Annotated in this window: 16 protein-coding genes and 1 tRNA gene; 6 read left to right on the top strand and 11 right to left on the bottom strand. The window is 64.4% G+C overall.

Going from position 1 to position 17,084, the window contains the following annotated elements; translation table 11 throughout:
- Nucleotides 1-7: 7 nt before the first annotated feature.
- Complete coding sequence (locus K8U54_RS03940) at nucleotides 8-340, top strand: Na+/H+ antiporter subunit G (protein ID WP_249908964.1); 333 nt, start codon at nucleotides 8-10, stop codon at nucleotides 338-340.
- Between the two features lie 106 nt (nucleotides 341-446).
- On the opposite strand, the gene K8U54_RS03935 is transcribed toward K8U54_RS03940, so the two are convergent.
- On the bottom strand, nucleotides 447-2,066 hold the full coding sequence (locus K8U54_RS03935) for an NAD(P)/FAD-dependent oxidoreductase (RefSeq protein ID WP_249908963.1): 1,620 nt from the start codon (nucleotides 2,064-2,066) through the stop codon (nucleotides 447-449).
- 185 nt (nucleotides 2,067-2,251) lie between these two features.
- Here K8U54_RS03935 and K8U54_RS03930 point away from each other — a divergent pair, with 185 nt between their 5' ends.
- Both K8U54_RS03930 and K8U54_RS03925 read left to right on the top strand, forming a co-directional pair.
- The gene (locus K8U54_RS03930) at nucleotides 2,252-2,881 is read left to right on the top strand and encodes a DUF998 domain-containing protein (RefSeq protein ID WP_249908962.1); all 630 of its coding nucleotides are present in this window, start codon (nucleotides 2,252-2,254) and stop codon (nucleotides 2,879-2,881) included.
- A gap of 91 nt (nucleotides 2,882-2,972) precedes the next feature.
- Complete coding sequence (locus tag K8U54_RS03925; protein ID WP_249908961.1) at nucleotides 2,973-3,863, top strand: universal stress protein; 891 nt, start codon at nucleotides 2,973-2,975, stop codon at nucleotides 3,861-3,863.
- Here K8U54_RS03925 and rlmF read toward each other — a convergent pair.
- Complete coding sequence (gene rlmF / locus K8U54_RS03920; RefSeq protein ID WP_249908960.1) at nucleotides 3,860-4,852, bottom strand: 23S rRNA (adenine(1618)-N(6))-methyltransferase RlmF; 993 nt, start codon at nucleotides 4,850-4,852, stop codon at nucleotides 3,860-3,862. The two genes, K8U54_RS03925 and rlmF, sit on opposite strands and share 4 nt — an antisense overlap.
- Before the next feature lie 169 nt (nucleotides 4,853-5,021).
- Between rlmF and K8U54_RS03915 the strand changes: the two genes are divergently transcribed.
- Nucleotides 5,022-5,489: a bacteriohemerythrin gene (locus K8U54_RS03915; RefSeq protein WP_249908959.1), complete on the top strand. Its 468-nt coding sequence runs from the start codon at nucleotides 5,022-5,024 to the stop codon at nucleotides 5,487-5,489.
- 174 nt (nucleotides 5,490-5,663) lie between these two features.
- On the opposite strand, the gene K8U54_RS03910 is transcribed toward K8U54_RS03915, so the two are convergent.
- The 6 genes from K8U54_RS03910 to K8U54_RS03885 all read right to left on the bottom strand — a co-directional run bounded on the left by K8U54_RS03910 (nucleotide 5,664) and on the right by K8U54_RS03885 (nucleotide 13,396).
- Nucleotides 5,664-7,493 carry an SLC13 family permease gene (locus tag K8U54_RS03910; protein ID WP_249908958.1) on the bottom strand — a complete coding sequence of 610 codons (1,830 nt, stop codon included), beginning with the start codon at nucleotides 7,491-7,493 and terminating at the stop codon, nucleotides 5,664-5,666.
- A 79-nt stretch (nucleotides 7,494-7,572) separates the two neighbouring features.
- Nucleotides 7,573-7,869 (bottom strand): winged helix-turn-helix domain-containing protein, encoded by a 297-nt coding sequence (locus tag K8U54_RS03905; RefSeq protein ID WP_249908957.1) that lies wholly within the window; start codon nucleotides 7,867-7,869, stop codon nucleotides 7,573-7,575.
- Nucleotides 7,870-7,991: 122 nt separating this feature from the next.
- Complete coding sequence (locus K8U54_RS03900) at nucleotides 7,992-10,823, bottom strand: valine--tRNA ligase (protein ID WP_249908956.1); 2,832 nt, start codon at nucleotides 10,821-10,823, stop codon at nucleotides 7,992-7,994.
- A gap of 124 nt (nucleotides 10,824-10,947) precedes the next feature.
- A complete protein-coding gene (locus tag K8U54_RS03895; RefSeq protein WP_249908955.1) occupies nucleotides 10,948-11,355 on the bottom strand; it encodes a DNA polymerase III subunit chi in 408 nt (135 codons plus the stop codon).
- A 9-nt stretch (nucleotides 11,356-11,364) separates the two neighbouring features.
- Nucleotides 11,365-11,784, bottom strand: coding sequence for a DNA polymerase III subunit chi (locus K8U54_RS03890; RefSeq protein WP_249908954.1), 420 nt, complete (start codon nucleotides 11,782-11,784; stop codon nucleotides 11,365-11,367).
- Nucleotides 11,785-11,905: 121 nt separating this feature from the next.
- Entirely contained in the window at nucleotides 11,906-13,396 is a 1,491-nt protein-coding gene (locus tag K8U54_RS03885; RefSeq protein WP_249908953.1) for a leucyl aminopeptidase, read from the bottom strand.
- 145 nt (nucleotides 13,397-13,541) lie between these two features.
- Here K8U54_RS03885 and lptF point away from each other — a divergent pair, with 145 nt between their 5' ends.
- Nucleotides 13,542-14,654: an LPS export ABC transporter permease LptF gene (lptF, locus tag K8U54_RS03880; RefSeq protein WP_249908952.1), complete on the top strand. Its 1,113-nt coding sequence runs from the start codon at nucleotides 13,542-13,544 to the stop codon at nucleotides 14,652-14,654.
- Nucleotides 14,647-15,708 (top strand): LPS export ABC transporter permease LptG, encoded by a 1,062-nt coding sequence (lptG, locus tag K8U54_RS03875; protein WP_249908951.1) that lies wholly within the window; start codon nucleotides 14,647-14,649, stop codon nucleotides 15,706-15,708. Before lptF ends, lptG begins: the two co-directional genes overlap by 8 nt.
- A gap of 72 nt (nucleotides 15,709-15,780) precedes the next feature.
- Here lptG and K8U54_RS03870 read toward each other — a convergent pair whose 3' ends face one another.
- From K8U54_RS03870 to K8U54_RS03860, 3 genes are all read right to left on the bottom strand, one after another.
- Nucleotides 15,781-16,275, bottom strand: coding sequence for an RDD family protein (locus K8U54_RS03870; protein ID WP_249908950.1), 495 nt, complete (start codon nucleotides 16,273-16,275; stop codon nucleotides 15,781-15,783).
- Between the two features lie 98 nt (nucleotides 16,276-16,373).
- Nucleotides 16,374-16,586: a cold-shock protein gene (locus K8U54_RS03865; protein ID WP_003284681.1), complete on the bottom strand. Its 213-nt coding sequence runs from the start codon at nucleotides 16,584-16,586 to the stop codon at nucleotides 16,374-16,376.
- 343 nt (nucleotides 16,587-16,929) lie between these two features.
- A tRNA-Leu gene (locus K8U54_RS03860) sits at nucleotides 16,930-17,014 on the bottom strand.
- Nucleotides 17,015-17,084 lie beyond the last annotated feature (70 nt).

Below are 17,084 nucleotides of genomic sequence, written 5' to 3'. Positions count from 1 at the left end.
AATTGCCATGCCATTCTGGATCGAAGCACTGGTAGCGTTCTTTCTGCTGGTCGGCTGCTCGTTCGCGCTGATCGGTGCCATCGGCCTGTATCGCCTGCCGGATTTCTTCACCCGCCTGCATGGCCCGACTAAGGCCACCACACTGGGGGTGGGTAGCATGGTGGTCGCCTCGATGATCTTTTTTGGCAACCACGCCGAAGGCTTGAGTGTGCACGAGCTGCTGATCGTCATGTTCCTGTTCATCACCGCGCCGGTCAGCGCTCATATGCTGGCCAAGTCGGCGATGCAGGAGAAGGTCAAGCTGGTGCGGCGTACCCGCGGGCGGCCCTGGGAATCCTGAACGGGGCTGGCGCTCTGGGCGCCGATCTCGATCGCGCTGGTGTGCAGGTCGAGATCGGCAGGGCCCTCAATCCGGCGCCGTACCAACGGCGCACCACCCTGGTCCGCTAGCGGGCCTGTTCACCCATCAGCGCACGTGCCAGCCCCTCGGCGACACGGATGCCGTCGACACCCGCAGACAGAATGCCACCGGCATAGCCCGCGCCTTCACCGGCCGGGAACAGGCCGCGCACGTTGAGGCTCTGCAGATCCTCGCCACGGGTGATGCGCAGGGGCGATGAGGTGCGTGTTTCGATACCGGTGAGCACCGCATCGTGCAGATCGAACCCCCTGATCTGCTTGGCGAAGGCCGGCAGCGCTTCACGGATCGCCTCGATGGCGAAGTCGGGCAGCGCGGGGGCCAGGTCACCGAGCCTGATGCCCGGCTTGTAGGACGGCTCGACGCTGCCCAGCGCAGTGCTCGGCTTGCCGGCGATGAAGTCGCCGACCAGTTGGCCCGGCGCCTCATAGTTGCTGCCGCCAAGTACGTAGGCGTGGGATTCCAGGCGCTCCTGCAGTTCGACGCCAGCCAGCGGACCGCCGGGATAATCCTGCTCCGGGGTGATGCCGACCACGATGCCCGAGTTGGCATTGCGCTCGTTACGCGAGTACTGGCTCATGCCGTTGGTGACCACCCGGTGCGGCTCGCTGGTGGCCGCCACCACGGTGCCGCCCGGGCACATGCAGAAGCTGTACACCGAGCGACCGTTCTTGGCGTGATGCACCAGTTTGTAGTCGGCTGCGCCCAGCTTCGGGTGGCCGGCGTACTTGCCCAGGCGCGCGCGGTCGATCAACGACTGCGGGTGTTCGATCCGGAAACCCACCGAGAACGGTTTGGCTTCCATGAACACGCCGCGCTTGTGCAGCGCGCGGAAAGTGTCGCGGGAGCTGTGACCGAGGGCCAGGATGACGTGGCGGCTGTGTATCTGCTCGCCGTTTTCCAGCTCCACGCCGACCAGCTGGCCGTCTTCGATCAGCACATCGCTGACGCGCTGCTGGAAGCGCACTTCGCCGCCAAGGGCCTTGATCTCCTCGCGCATGGTGGCGACCACGCCGGTCAGGCGGAAGGTGCCGATATGCGGCTTGCTGACGTAGAGGATTTCCTCCGGCGCGCCGGCCTTGACGAACTCTTCGAGCACCTTGCGCCCGTAATGGTTGGGGTCCTTGATCTGGCTGTACAGCTTGCCATCGGAGAAGGTGCCCGCGCCGCCCTCGCCGAACTGCACGTTGGACTCGGGATCCAGCACCTTCTTGCGCCACAGCCCCCAGGTGTCCTTGGTGCGCTGGCGCACTTCCTTGCCGCGCTCCAGCACGATGGGCCGAAGCCCCATCTGCGCGAGGATCAGCGCCGCGAAGATGCCGCAGGGGCCGAAGCCGATCACCAGCGGGCGCTGGGCAGGGTGTTGTTCGGCACTGACGCTCAGTGGCTTGTAGCTCACGTCCGGGGCGATGCCGAGGTTGCGGTCGTCGGCCAGGCGCGCCAGCAGGGCAGCCTCGTCGCGCACGCGGAAATCCAGGGTGTAGATGAACGGCATGTCGCCGGACTTCTTGCGGGCGTCGTAGCTGCGCTTGAACACGCTGAATTCGAGCAGTTCGTTGTCGTCGATGCCCAGGCGCTCGACCAGGGCTGGTCGCAGGGCGTCGTCGGCGTGATCGAGGGGCAGTTTCAGTTCGGTGATGCGCAGCATGAGATCGTCCTTTCAGGGCCGGAGGCAACCCGGCAGCTTTTCGAGGGCGGCGATTATGGACGAAAAATGCCCGGCAGGCTGCAGTTGACGCATGGCAGTCGACAGGCCGCTGTGCACCGGATGTGCCGCGCAGCGTCAACGCCGCGTCACTGAACGGACGCTCACGACACCGAAAGGAAACGCGCATGCACTCGAACAGGACGCTCAAACCGGGGTATTTCGCAGGCCTGATCACGCCCTTGTGGCTGACCCTGGGCGTGACCATCGCCGGGGCGCTGTACCCCGGCTACAGCCATGTCGATCAGGCCATGAGCCTGCTCGGCGCCGTGGACGCACCGACTCGAGTGATCTCGCCGCTGATCAACAATTTCCCGCTGGGCGTGCTGTTTCTGCTGTTCGGTACAGCGCTGTTGCTGAGCTTTCGCAACCGCTGGGCGCGCCTGAGCGGCCTGCTGATCATCCTTCACGGCCTAGGCAGCTTCGGCACCGGCTACTTCGCCTGTGACGCCGGCTGTGCACCGGAGCACCCGTCTGCCAGCCAGAATCTGCACAACCTGGCGGGCCTGGTCATGGCCTTCAGCCTGTTGCTGGCGAGCGGGCTCTGGGTGTGGCTGGGTCGACGCCTGTTCGCCTCGCCAGGTTTTTCCTGGTTTTCGCTGTTCTGCACGCTGGCGGCCGTTGGCGCCTTGCCGCTGATGGCCAGTGCGCTGGAAAGCGGCCACGGTTTCGGCCTCTATCAGCGCATCAACTACGGTGCATCGTTGCTGTGGATCGCCGGGCTGGCGCTGATGCTGCTGCGCCGCCCAACTGTCTGACTCGTGTTTGCTTACGATTTGGCGATGTCTCTCGCCCCGTGGAGTTGCTTGGGTCCAAGACCCATCTCCCGCAGGGATATCGAGGTGCGTGATGAGCAGACACCCCTGGACCGAAGGCACACCGGCAAGTGTATTGCTGGCCACCGACCTGAGCGTGCGCTGCGACCGTGCGCTGGATCGCGCGGCGCAGCTGGCGAGCGAGTGGCAGGCGCTGCTGGTTGGCATAAACGTGCTGGAAGTCGCGCAGGCGCCGGATCTGGTACTGGGCTGGGTGGGCGCGCGGGATGACGCCAGCCTGGCACGCTTTGCCGAGCAGCAGCTGCAGCAGGATCTGTCCGGCCTCGACGTGCAGGTGCGCCTGCGTATCGAGCGTGGTGAGCCCGTGCAGGCCATCGCCAGGGCGGCGCGGGAAACCGGCAGTGCGCTGGTGGTCACCGGTGTGGCGAGCGACGCGTTGTGGGGCCGCTTGCTGCTCGGCTCCACGGTGGAGTCGCTGGCTCGCCAGCTGCCGCAACCCTTGCTGGTGGTGCGCCAGCGGCCACGCGGGGGCTACCAGCGAATTCTGGTGGCCACCGACTTTTCCGACGCCTCGCGCCATGCGCTGCATGCGGCTGCCCGTTATTTTCCCGATCGCGAACTGGTGCTGTATCACGCCACCGAAGCGCCGCTGTCCGACCGCCTGGAACGGGTGATCGACGGCGAGACGCGCCGGCATATCGAGGAGGGCGATTACGCCGCGTTTCTGAGTGCCAGTGATTTGCCGGACGAGGCGAGGAAACGCACGCGCATCGTGATCGAGCGGGGCTCGCTGGCTGCCTCCCTGAGCCATTACGTGCGCGAGCATGGTGTCGATCTGGTGGTGATGGGCACCCACGGGCGCAGCGGGCTGATGAATGTGTTGCTGGGCAGTGCGGCCAGCGAGCTGCTGCAGTGGGTGCCGTGCGACACCCTGATCGTGCGCCAGCCGCGTGCTGACGATTAAGGCTCGCGGCGCGCGTTCATCCAGCGCTGGCGCTGTTCGGCAGTGTGAAAGGTCCAGGCCACGAAGCGGCTCTGCTTCTGGCCCTGGCTCATTTCCACCGTGCGGGTGTCCACAGCGCCGACTTTCTTCAGCATGGCGTATACGCCCGGCAGGTTGCCGGCCTTGGAAATCAACGTACTGAACCACAGCACCTGATCGCGGTGGTCGGCGCTTTCGCCAATCAGCCGGGCCACGAACGCCGCTTCGCCGCCCGGGCACCACAGCTCCGCCGCCTGACCGCCAAAGTTCAGCACCGGCAGTTTGCGCTTGGGATCGAGCTTGCCGAGGTTACGCCATTTGCGTTTGCTGCCGCTGCTGGCTTCAGCCGCCGAGGCATGGAAGGGCGGGTTGCACAGGGTCACCTCGAAGCGCTCGTCGGCCTGCAAGAGATGGGTGAAAACATGCGCGGTATCCGCCTGCAGGCGCAGTTCGATCTGCTCGCGCAAATCGGTGTTGGCTCCCACGATGGCCGCTGCCGAGGCGATGGCCTGGGGCGCGATGTCCGCACCGAGGAAGCGCCAGCCGTATTCGCGGTTACCCAGGAGCGGGTAGATGCAGTTGGCGCCCACGCCGATGTCCAGCGCCCGTACTGCCGCGCCGCGAGGCGTTTCACCGCCGTTGTCGCCTGCCAGCAGATCGGCCAGGTAGTGCAGGTAATCGGCGCGCCCGGGAATCGGCGGGCACAGGTAATCGGCCGGAATGTCCCAGTGCGTGATGCCATAGAACTGCTTGAGCAGGGCGCGATTGAACACCTTGACCGCCGCCGGGTTGGCGAAATCGATGCTCTGGTTGCCATAGGGGTTGATGATCACGAACGCCGCCAGCTCCGGGCTGGCCTTGATCAGCGCCGGAAAGTCATAACGGCCCTGATGGCGGTTGCGGGGGTGCAGCTGGCCTTTTTCAGGCGAGGCGGGCGGTTTGGGCGGGCGTTTGGTGGGCATGCTGATCATTGTGCAGGTGACGGGCCGGGCATTTTCCCACAGCCGCTGGCGCCGTGCTCGGGGTCTTGAGTAGGAAACCCTGCGCCTGCAGCCGGACGTGCACTGATCCAGGTCAACCAGCGGCCGTCTGGCCGGCTCTAGACTGGCCCCATCCAGGGGAATGACAGGGGCAACCACCGTGGCTTATCTCAGTTGGAGTGATGACCTGAACACCGGAATCGCGGTGATCGACGGTCAGCACCGCCGCATCGTCGACATGATCAACGCGCTTTACGTTGCGCAGCAAGACGCTGAGCGCCAGGCTGTGGCGTTGGTGATCGAGGAGCTGGTTGATTACACCAGCTCGCACTTCGCCTTCGAGGAGGCGATGCTCGAGGAGGCGGGCTACGTGTTCACCAAGGCGCACAAGCGGGTGCACGAGTTGTTCATCCGCCGGGTCGAGGATTACCGCCTGCGGTTTCGCCAGGGCGAGGACGTCTGCGATGAACTGCGCAGCCTGCTCGGCCGCTGGCTGTTCGGGCATATCCGCAACGACGACCAGAACTACGTGGCGGCGGTGACCGAAAACCTGCGGCGCCTGGCGGCCGACAAGGCCGAGGACGGCTGGCTGAACCGCGCCAAGCGGCGTTTTTTTCGCGCCGCGTAGCGTGCGGTTTCAAACGATAAGCGGACGGTGAGAAGAGCTTTTGTGGAAGAGGCCGGGCGGCGATCCGCTTTAGCCTCGATTTTGCCTGGCTATGCGTAAAGCACTCGCGGCTAAGGCCCCTCCCACGAAATGGCGAGCGGCCGCGTCCCTTTTTTATCCCGCCGCTGTCGTGAGCTATAGCGGAAATATCCACGGCACCATCACCACGCTGACGATCATCACCAGAACGGTGAATGGCACGCCGATGCGTACGAAATCTGCGAAGCGATACTGGCCTGGCCCCAGCACCAGGGTGTTTACCGGGGAGGAAATCGGCGTCATGAAGGCCGCCGAGGCGGCGAGGGCGACGGTCATGGCGAACGGCAGTGGCGATACCCCCAATGCCTGGGCGGTGGCGATGGCTACCGGCGCCATCAGCACCGCCGTTGCGGTGTTGGAGATGAACAGGCCGATCAGCGCGGTGACCGCGAACAGGCTGGCAAGAATCACCCGCGGCCCGGCATTGCCCAGGGCACCGACCAGGCCATTGACCGCCAGATCGATGCCGCCGGTTTTCTGCAGGGCCAGGGCGAACGGCAGCATGCCGACGATCAGAATCAGGCTCGGCCAGTGGATCGACCGGTACGCGCTGGGCATGTCGATGCAGCGAAAGGCGCCCATCAGCAGGCAGCCGATCAGCGCGGCCATCACGTTGGGCACCAGGCCGCTGATCATCAGCCCGACCATCACCGCCAGGCTCAGCAACGCGTAGGGCGCCTTGCGCGCGGCGGGCGCCACCTCATCGACCTCGGCGGGCAGGCTGAGCACCAGAAAATCGCGGTTGAGGCTTTGCAGGTGATGGATCTGCTTCCAGCTGCCGGCCACCAGCAGGGTGTCGGCGTGGGTCAGCTTCTCGTCCACCAGCAGGCCTTCCAGCGCCTGGCCATGGCGACGCAGGCCGACCACGTTGAGCTTGTAGCGGCTGCGCAGGCCCAGCTCCTGAATGCTCTTGCCCGGCAGGCGCGACTCCGGTGGCAACGCCACCTCGGCCAAGCCGAGTTCGTGGGAATGCACGCTGTAGTACGAATTGCGCAGCGGTAGCGGTTCCAGGCCCAGCTCCTGATAGGCGCCGAGCAGCGCGATGGCCGGGCTGGCCAGGTCGACCAGCAGCACGTCGCCAGGCAGCAGCTGGGTGTTGCCGGTGGCCATCAACAGCAGGGTGCGAAACTGCCGCTGGCGCTCCACGGCAATCACGTTGATGCCGTAGTGCGAGCGCAGCTGCAGCTCGTCCAGCGCCTGGTTGGCCAGGGGCGAGTCGGCGCGTACCTGCAGGCGCCGTTCGCGTTCCCCGAGGCGGTAGCTGTCAGCCAGGTCGGCGAGGGTCAGGCGTGGCGGCGCCGAGGGTTCGCCATCGGCGTCACGCTGCAGCCAGCGCCGGGTCGCGAGCATATAGAGTACGCCGAGCACCAGCACGGCCAGGCCAATCGGCGTGAAGCTGAAGAAACTGAAACCCGGCAGGCCGGCACGCAGCAGCTCGCTGTGCACCACCATGTTAGGCGGCGTGGCCACCAGGGTGAGCATGCCGCTGATCAAGCCGGCGAAGGCCAGGGGCATCATCAGCCGGCCCGGTGCGATCTTCAGGCGCGCCGCCACGCCGAGTACCACGGGGATGAAGATCGCCACCACGCCGGTCGAGCTCATCACCGAGCCGAGTCCGGCCACGGCCACCATCAGCAATACCAGCAGGCGGGTTTCGCTGCTGCCCGCCTTGGCCACCAGCCAGTCGCCAAGGCGGTAGGCGATGCCGGTACGCACCAGCCCCTCGCCGATCACGAACAGCGCAGCGATCAGAATCACGCTGGGGTCGGCGAAGCCGGCCAGGGTTTCCTGGACGCTCAGCACGCCGGTCAGTGGCAGCGCGACGAGGATCATCAGCGCAACCACGTCCATGCGCGGCTTGTTGAGCACGAACAGCACCACGGCCGTGAGCAGCAGGCCGAGCACCATGAGTAGATCTAGAGTCATTCTGGCTCCATGCCAAGGAAATTTCAGCGCCTGCTTTTAACGCGGCAGTGTCGACGCGCAGCAGCCTTTGAGCAGGTTCTCAGGGATAGCCGAGCACCGCCTTGATCTGCTGCAGGTTGGCGGCGATCCAGCGTTTGTCGATGGCGCCCCAGTCGCGGATCACGTAGTGGCCGGCGTTGTTGCGCTCGCCGTCCTGCTGCTGGAACTGGCAGTCGATATCCAGCTCCTCCAGTGCGCTCAACGTGTCCTGGGCGGTGCGCCTGGGCATGCCGGTGGCGGCCATCAGGGCCGGGACGCTATCGGCAGTGCCACTGTCGATCAGCCAGGCGACGTAGAGGCGGCGGTAGAAACTGGTCTTGGTCTTGCTCACTTCCATTTGCATCGTCCGATCAGGTGAGAGATCGCGAGCATACTGCCTGATGCGCGCCGGCATGCCCATAAACGAAAACGGCCTGCCGGGCTTTCACCATTGCAGGCCGTTCTCCGTTACGCGCTGGTTTACAGGCTGGCGATCTTGCCGCGCTGCTCCACCAGATTGGCCAGCGCCTGCTCGGCTTCTGCCAGCTTGGCGCGTTCCTTCTCCAGCACTTCGGCCGGTGCCTTGGCGACGAAGCCTTCGTTGGCCAGCTTGCCGCCGACCCGCTTGGCTTCGCCTTCCAGGCGCTGGATTTCCTTGTCCAGGCGCGCCAGTTCGGCTTCCTTGTCGATCAGCCCGGCCATCGGCACCAGTACCTGCATGTCGCCGACCAGGGCGGTAGCCGACATTGGCGCTTCTTCGCCGGCAGCCAGCACCGTCACCGACTCGAACTTGGCCAGCTTGTTGAGCAGCGGGGCATTGTCGTTGAGGCGGCGCAGGTCGGAGGCCGAGGCGTTGGCGAGGATCACGTCGATGCGCTTGGCCATGGAGATCTTCATCTCGCCACGGATCTGCCGTACGCCGAGCATCAGTTGCTTGACCCATTCGATATCGCCTTCGGCGGCGGCGTCGATGCGGGCTTCGTTGGCCACCGGCCACGGCTGCAGCATCAGGGTGTCGCCGCTGACGCCGGCCTGCCCCTTGATGCGCTGCCAGATTTCTTCGCTGATGAACGGCATGAACGGGTGCGCCAGGCGCAGGATCACTTCCAGCACGCGCACCAGGGTGCGGCGGGTGCCGCGCTGGCGCTCGAGCGGTGCGTTCTCGTCCCACAGCACGGGCTTGACCAGCTCCAGGTACCAGGCGCAGTACTCGTCCCAGACGAACTCGTACAGCGCTTGGGTCGCCAGGTCGAAGCGGAAGGCGTCGAGGTGGCGGGTCACGTCCTGCTCGCAACGCTGCAGGGCGGAGATGATCCAGCGATCGACCGGCGACAGATCGACTTCTTCGCCGTTGATGCCGGTGTCCTGGCCATCGGTGTTCTCGATGACGAAGTTGGCGGCGTTCCACAGCTTGTTGCAGAAGTTGCGGTAGCCCTCGACGCGGCCCATGTCGAACTTCACGTCGCGGCCGGTGGTGGCCAGCGAGCAGAAGGTGAAACGCAGGGCGTCGGTGCCGTAGCTGGCGATGCCTTCCGGGAATTCGGCCTTGGTCTGCTTGGTGATCTTCTCGGCGAGCTTGGGCTGCATCATGCCGCTGGTGCGTTTGGCCAGCAGGGTTTCCAGATCGATGCCGTCGACGATGTCCAGCGGATCGAGGACGTTACCCTTGGACTTGGACATCTTCTGGCCCTGGCCGTCGCGCACCAGGCCGTGCACGTACACGGTCTTGAACGGAATCTGTTTGGTCAGGTGGGTCGAGAGCATGATCATCCGGGCAACCCAGAAGAAGATGATGTCGAAACCGGTGACCAACACGTCGGTCGGGTGATGGGTCTTCAGGAAGTCTGTCTGCTCGGGCCAGCCGAGGGTGGAGAAGGTCCACAGGCCGGAGCTGAACCAGGTGTCGAGCACGTCGTCGTCCTGGCGCAGGGCAATGTCGCCCAGGTCGTGCTTGGCGCGCACTTCGGCTTCGTCGCGGCCGACATAGACGTTGCCCGCCTGGTCGTACCAGGCCGGAATGCGATGGCCCCACCACAGCTGGCGGCTGATGCACCAGTCCTGGATGTCGCGCATCCAGCTGAAGTACATGTTCTCGTACTGCTTGGGCACGAACTGGATCTCGCCGTTCTCGACCACTTCGATGGCCTTCTCGGCCAGCGGCTTGGTGGACACGTACCACTGATCGGTCAGCCACGGCTCGATGATGGTGCCGGAGCGGTCGCCCTTCGGTACTTTCAGGGCGTGGTCGTCGATGCTTTGCAGCAGGCCGAGGGCATCGAAGGCCGCGACGATCCGCTTGCGCGCCTCGAAGCGATCCAGGCCGGCGTATTCGGCGGGCAGGCTGGCATCGAGCAGGGCGTTGACGCTGCCGTCGATGTTGAAGATCTGCGCGCCGGGCAGCACCTTGGCGTCCTGGTCGAAGATGTTGATCAGCGGCAGGTTGTGGCGCTTGCCGACCTCATAGTCGTTGAAGTCGTGGGCCGGGGTGATCTTCACGCAGCCGGTGCCGAATTCCGGGTCGCAATACTCGTCGGCGATGATCGGGATGCGGCGGCCCACCAGCGGCAGCTCGACGTACTGGCCGATCAGCGCCTGGTAGCGCTCGTCTTGCGGGTTCACGGCGACGGCGGCGTCACCGAGCATGGTTTCCGGGCGGGTGGTGGCAACGATCAGGTAGTCATTGCCCTCGGCGGTCTTCCGGCCGTCGGCCAGCGGATAGCGCAGGTTCCACAGGTGGCCCTTCTCGTCGTGGCTTTCCACTTCCAGGTCGGAAATGGCGGTGTGGAACTTGGTGTCCCAGTTGACCAGACGCTTGCCGCGGTAGATCAGGCCGTCCTCGTGCAGGCGCACAAAGGCTTCCTTGACCGCCTCGGAGAGGCCGTCATCCATGGTGAAGCGCTCGCGCGACCAGTCCACCGACGAGCCCAGGCGGCGGATCTGCCGGGTGATGGTGCCGCCGGACTCGGCTTTCCATTCCCAGACCTTGTCGAGGAACTTCTCGCGGCCCAGATCATGGCGATCGATACCCTGGGCGCCCAGTTGGCGTTCCACCACCATCTGCGTGGCGATACCGGCGTGATCGGTGCCCGGCTGCCACAGGGTGTTGCGGCCCTGCATGCGGCGGAAGCGGATCAGCGCATCCATGATCGCGTTGTTGAAACCGTGGCCCATGTGCAGGCTGCCGGTCACGTTCGGCGGCGGGATCATGATGGTGTAGGGCTCACCGGAACCCTGCGGAGCGAAGTAGCCCTTCGCCTCCCAGTTTTCGTACAGGGCGGTTTCGATGGCGTGGGGCTGGTAGGTCTTGTCCATGCGCGGCGGGACCCTTCTGGCGTCTGATCGGAAAAGCCGAGCAGTATAACCAACCGCCGTGCAGTTTTCCTCCGCTCTCGCGGCTATCGGTCGCGCGGAAAAAGGCCGTCAGGGTGGGGAGAGATCAGCGGCGCGGCGGCAGCAGGCGATTGAGGCGCGCCTGCAGGCGGCGCTTGAGCTCGGCTTCGATCTGCGGCACGAAGTCGTCGATCACATCCTGCAGCAGCAGTTGCGCCGCGGCGCGCAGCTCGGTGTCCAGGCGGTTGATCTCGTTGTCGCGGCCGATGGCGCGCTGCACGGTCTGGCGCAACTCGTCTTCCGAGGCGATCCCGGTTGCGCTGCCGGGCGCGGCGGGTTGCGCGGCGATTACCGGCTCAGGGGCGCGAACCACCTCGGAGAGTACGGGAATGTCATCCGGGTCGAACTTGTCGGTGAGCAGCGGCGGATCGAGGTCGTCGTCGAGCAGTTCGCGAATCGATTCGAGGTCGCTCAGCAGGGCGCCGGGTTTGTGGGGCGGGTTCAGGTTGTCCATGGCAGGGGTCTACAGTTCGACACGTTTGGGATCATAGCCGCGCTGCCGGTAGCTGCGGAAATTCTCCCGGCAGGCGGCCAGCAGGTCGGGTTCCTGGTTGACGATCTCGATCACCCGGCTGAACCGGTCAATGTGCGGGCTGAGGGCGCTGCTGAGGTTGATCAGCACCGCCTGCTGCGCCGCCGGCTCCTCGTTCACACCGATCACCACGGGCGCGTGGGGATCGTCCTGATGCAGGCCATGGGGGATGAAGCTCTCCTGGCGGACTCGCCAGAGCAGCTCGTCGAGTTCGTGGCATTGCGCGCTGTCGCGACCGCGCAGAAACACCGGCAGACCGGCTCGCCAGGCTTTACCTGCGAGCTGGCAGGCAGCGCGCAGGCGTTCGGCTGCAGTGGCCGACGACAGTACGTAGAATTCGATTCGGGGCATGTGCAAAGTGTCGGGCTTCAAGCGGCAAGCTTCAAGCGAAAAGCGCAGTGGACAGTTTCGGGCAGGGCAGGAGTGACGGGCGAGGGTGGCCGGGAGTGGCCACCCTCAGCAGCGCTGGTGGTCAGGCCGTCACGCGGTCGAGCAGGTACTGGGTGAGCAGCGGCACCGGGCGGCCGGTGGCGCCCTTGTCCTTGCCGCCGCTGACCCAGGCGGTGCCGGCGATGTCCAGGTGCGCCCACTTGTAGGCCTTGGTGAAGCGCGACAGGAAGCAGCCAGCGGTGATGGTGCCGGCTTTCGGCCCACCGATGTTGGCGATGTCGGCGAACGGGCTGTCCAGCTGCTCCTGGTATTCGTCGTACAGCGGCAGTTGCCAGGCGCGGTCGTCGGCCTGGCGGCCGGCGGCGAGGATCTGGTTGACCAGCTCGTCGTCGTTGCCCATCAGGCCCGACACGTTGCTGCCCAGGGCGACGATGCAGGCGCCGGTCAGGGTGGCGATGTCGATCACCGATTGCGGTTTGAAGCGCTCGGCGTAGGTCAGGGTGTCGCACAGCACCAGGCGGCCTTCGGCGTCGGTGTTGAGGATTTCCACGGTCTGCCCGCTCATGGTGGTGACGATGTCGCCCGGGCGCGTCGCGCCGCCGCTGGGCATGTTCTCGGCACAGGCCAGCAGGCACACCAGGTTGATCGGCAACTGCAGTTCGAGCACCGCGCGCAGGGTGCCGAACACACTGGCGGCGCCGCCCATGTCGTACTTCATTTCATCCATGCCGGCAGCCGGCTTGATGCTGATGCCGCCGGTATCGAAGGTGATGCCCTTGCCGACCAGGGCGTGGGGCTTGTCGCCTTTCTTGCCGCCGTTGTACTGCATGACGATCATTCGCGGCGGCTGGTCGCTGCCTTGAGCCACGGCGAGGAAGGCGCCGGCACCCAGGGCCTGCAGCTTCTTCTCGTCGAGAATATCGACCTTGAGATTGTTGTGCGCCTTGGCCAGCTCCTTGGCCTGTTCGGCCAGGTAGCTGGGGTGGCAGATGTTCGGCGGCAGGTTGCCCAGGTCCTTGGTCAGTGCCATGCCGATGGCGATGGCGCGTGCCTCGCGGGTAGCGCGCTCGACGGCGGCGGTGTCGGCCTTGTCGGTGATCAGGGTGATCTTCTTCAGGGCGCCGGGCGTGGCCTTCTGGCTCTTGAAGCGATCGAACTGGTAGCCGGCGTCGGCCAGGCTTTCCACCAGCAGGCGGGCCTTGCCGTAGGCATCGCGGCCCTTCACCTGGACATCCTGCAGGGCCAGCAGGGCATCGCTGCCACCGAGATTTTTCAGTACGCCATAAACGGCAGCGATCAATTTGCGCAGTTGGCGGTCAGACAGTTCGGCGTCCTTGCCGGTGCCGACCAGCAGTACGCGCTCGGCCTTGAGGTTCGCCACACCGTGGACCAGCAGGGTCTGGCCAGGCTTGCCCGCCAGGTCGCCACGCTTGAGCAGGGCGGCGATGGCGCCGCCGCTGGCTGCGTCCACTGCCTTGGCCGTGGCAGCGAGTTTGCCACCCTCGGCAACCGGGATGACCAGGGTGGCGGTTTTCAGTGTTTCCGGGCGAGCGTTTTTGACGATAAATTCCATGCGTGGTGTCCCCAAGACAACGAGTCGCGAATGCAGGATAATGGACGACAATTTTTTCGGCCGGTTCGCTTGAAAGTGCGGGCCAGCATGCAGTTCGGCTAGTTTGAGCACAGCCGCCTGAGCCTGACAACCCTGGAGTGTCTGTTTGATCGTCTTCCGATATCTGTCCCGAGAGGTTCTGGTTACCTTGAGTGCGGTAAGCGCCGTACTGCTGGTAATCATCATGAGTGGCCGCTTCATCAAGTACCTGGCCCAGGCGGCCCAGGGGATACTCGACCCGAGCGTGCTGTTCCTGATCATGGGCTTTCGCCTGCCCGGCTTCCTGCAGCTGATTCTGCCCCTGGGTCTGTTCCTGGGCTTTTTGCTGGCCTACGGGCGTCTGTATCTGGACAGCGAGATGACCGTGCTGTCGGCCACCGGCATGAGCCAGCAGCGGTTGTTCCTCTACAGCCTGGCGCCCGCCACCGTGGTAGCGCTGCTGGTGGCCTGGCTGAGCATGGGCCTGGCGCCGCAGGGCGTGACCCAGGTCGCCAGGATCTTCAATCAGCAGGATGCCCTGACCGAGTTCGATACCCTGGTGCCGGGGCGCTTTCAGTCGATGCGCGACGGCACCCGGGTCACCTACACCCGGGAGCTGTCGGACGACCGCACCGAGTTGGGCGGCATCTTCATCTCTGACAAGCGTGTGTCCCGCGAAGGCGACAAGGATCGCGGCATCAGCGTGCTGGTCGCCGAGCGTGGTCGCCAGGAAGTGCAGCCCGACGGCAGCCGCTACCTGATCCTGGAAAACGGCTACCGTTATGACGGCAATCCGGGGCAGGCCGATTACCGGGTGATCCAGTACGACACCTACGGCGTGCTGCTGCCCAAGCCGTCGGTAGCGGCGGACATCAGCGAACGCGAGGCGATTCCGACCTCGCAGTTGATCGGCAGCGACGAGCCGCGCCTGCAATCCGAATTGCAGTGGCGTATCTCCATCCCGTTGCTGGTGTTCATCGTCACCCTGATGGCCGTACCGCTGTCACGGGTCAACCCACGTCAGGGTCGCTTCCTCAAGCTGCTGCCGGCGATTCTGCTGTACATGACCTACCTCGGCCTGCTGGTGGCGGCCCGCAGTGCGCTGGATAAAGGGCGTATTCCACCCTACATCGGGCTGTGGGGCGTGCACCTGTTGTTCCTGCTGGTTGGCCTGGCGTTGCTCTACTGGGAGCCGCTGCGTCTGAAGTTGGTAAGCCGTCGGGAGAATGCGCGTGGTTAAGCTGGATCGTTACATCGGCGTTCAGGTGCTGTTCGCCATTCTGGCTGTGCTCGGCATCATCGTCGGCCTGGCCCTGCTGTTTGCGCTGATCGATGAGCTGGGCGACATCGAAGGCAACTACGGCATCGGCGATGCGCTTTGGTACGTATTGCTGACCGCGCCGCGGCGCATCTACGACATGCTGCCGATGGCGGCACTGGTGGGTTGCCTGATCGGCCTGGGTACGCTGGCCAGCAACAGCGAGCTGACCATCATGCGTGCGGCGGGCGTGTCCATCGGGCGTATCGTCTGGGGCGTGATGAAGCCCATGCTGGCGCTGATGCTGGTGGGCATCCTGATCGGCGAGTACGTGGCGCCCTGGACCGAAAACCAGGCCCAGGCCAGCCGGGCCATGGCCCAAGGCGGTGGCGAGGCGCAGACTGCCAAGCGCGGCATGTGGCACCGTCAGGGGCAGGAGTTCGTGCACATCAATGCCGTGCAGCCCGGCGGCGTGCTGTTCGGGGTGACCCGCTATCGCTTCGATGACGAGCGCCGCCTGGAATCGTCCAGCTTCGCCCGCCGCGCCACCTACGAAGGCAGCTATTGGGAACTGGAGGATGTGGCGACCACGCTGTTCCATGATCGCCGCACCGAAGTCGTCAAGGCGCCGACCGAACGCTGGGATATCGAGCTCAGCCCGCAGTTGCTCGGCACCGTGGTGCTGGAGCCCGAGGCGCTGTCGATCACCGGCTTGTGGAGCTACATCCACTACCTGAAGGAGCAGGGCCTGAACAACGGCAACTATTGGCTGGCGTTCTGGACCAAGGTGCTGCAGCCGCTGGTCACCGCCGCGCTGGTGTTGATGGCGATTTCCTTCATCTTCGGCCCGCTGCGTTCGGTTACCCTCGGCCAGCGCGTATTCACCGGTGTGCTGGTGGGCTTCGTGTTCCGCATCGCCCAGGATCTGCTCGGCCCGTCGAGCCTGGTATTCGGCTTCTCGCCGCTGGTGGCGGTGCTGCTTCCGGCCAGCATCTGCGCCATTGCCGGCCTCTGGCTGCTGCGCCGGGCTGGCTGATCGACGCGTGCTCTTTCCTTTAATGAGGGGAGGGCACGCCGCTTCATTTCTTCTTCAGGCTTCCAGTACTCTTCATTTGCGATGCGCGTGCTTGGGCAGGCGCACGATCACGCTGTTGGAATACAGGTCGTGCCAGCTGCGCTTGCGTTTGTCGAGCAGCGTCCACAGAAAACCCAGCCCCAGCGTCAGCCATGACAGGATGGCGATCAGAAAACGCAGCAGCGCCTGCCACAGGCTGATCGCCGTGCCGTCCGCGTTCTGTACGCGAATGCCCCACACCTGCATGCCCAGGGTCTGCCCCCCGTGGGTCCAGAACTTGGCGAAGAACCCGAACAGGCTCAGCAGCAGCAGGCTGGAAAGCAGTGGGTCATGGTCCAGGGCGCCAGCGTCCGCCCACTGCCGCAGCTGCGCCTCGCCGTAAATGGCCATCTGGATCAGCTTGTAGATGAAGCCCACGACGATCAGCAATGCGATGCACAGGAAACCATCGTACAAGATGGCAGCCAGGCGTCGGCCCAGGCCGGCCGGCGGAAAGTCGCCTTGCGGGCGTAGTGTGGATTTCGGCATATCGGGTTCGCATGCGTAAGGGCGGTTAAAGCACGGATACTAAGTTGCAGGCATAAAAAAACCCCTGACGTGAGTCAGGGGTTCTTTCAAGCAGTGGCTTATTCCTGGATTTGAACCTGGTCAGCCTGCATGCCTTTTTGACCTTGTACAGCAACGAAGCTAACTTTCTGGCCTTCTTTCAGGCTCTTGAAGCCGTTACCTTCGATAGCGCGGAAATGTACGAACAGATCCGGACCGCTTTCTGGAGTGATAAAACCAAAACCTTTCTCGTCGTTAAACCACTTGACGGTACCGTTCTGACGATTCGACATGTCTCTTATCCTTGGAACTAGAGTTGATGACAGCCTCCATGTGTAGAGGACTGAAGACTGGTTGCAAGGAGTGATGGAAGTCGAACGGGATGTAGCGGATCTAGGGCGATCTACTGCATCAGGTCACGATTCTCGGCGACCCATGCAAACACAGTGGCTGAACTCTACGCTAACTTTTACGCAAATGCCAACCCTTCGGACACGCATAAACCCACGTAATGATCGCGAGGCTTTGTCCGAATTGCAGATGGGTTTTTATAATGGCTGAAGCCTGTGCAACGAGGCGATGCACGGCACTGTTTCAGTGCGAACTGTCACAAGTTGGCAACAGTAGAAGGATATATGGTGCCCCGGGGGAGACTCGAACTCCCACTTCTTTCGAAAACGGATTTTGAATCCGCCGCGTCTACCGGTTCCGCCACCGGGGCACAATGGCGGCGCAGTATAGGGAGCAAGATGCCGTTGGTCAATGCGCTTGCGTGGTCAGCGTAGGCGAAT

Source organism: Pseudomonas fulva, from assembly GCF_023517795.1.
Lineage (GTDB): Bacteria > Pseudomonadota > Gammaproteobacteria > Pseudomonadales > Pseudomonadaceae > Aquipseudomonas > Aquipseudomonas fulva_D.
This window is presented reverse-complemented; position numbering and strand designations above follow the sequence as displayed.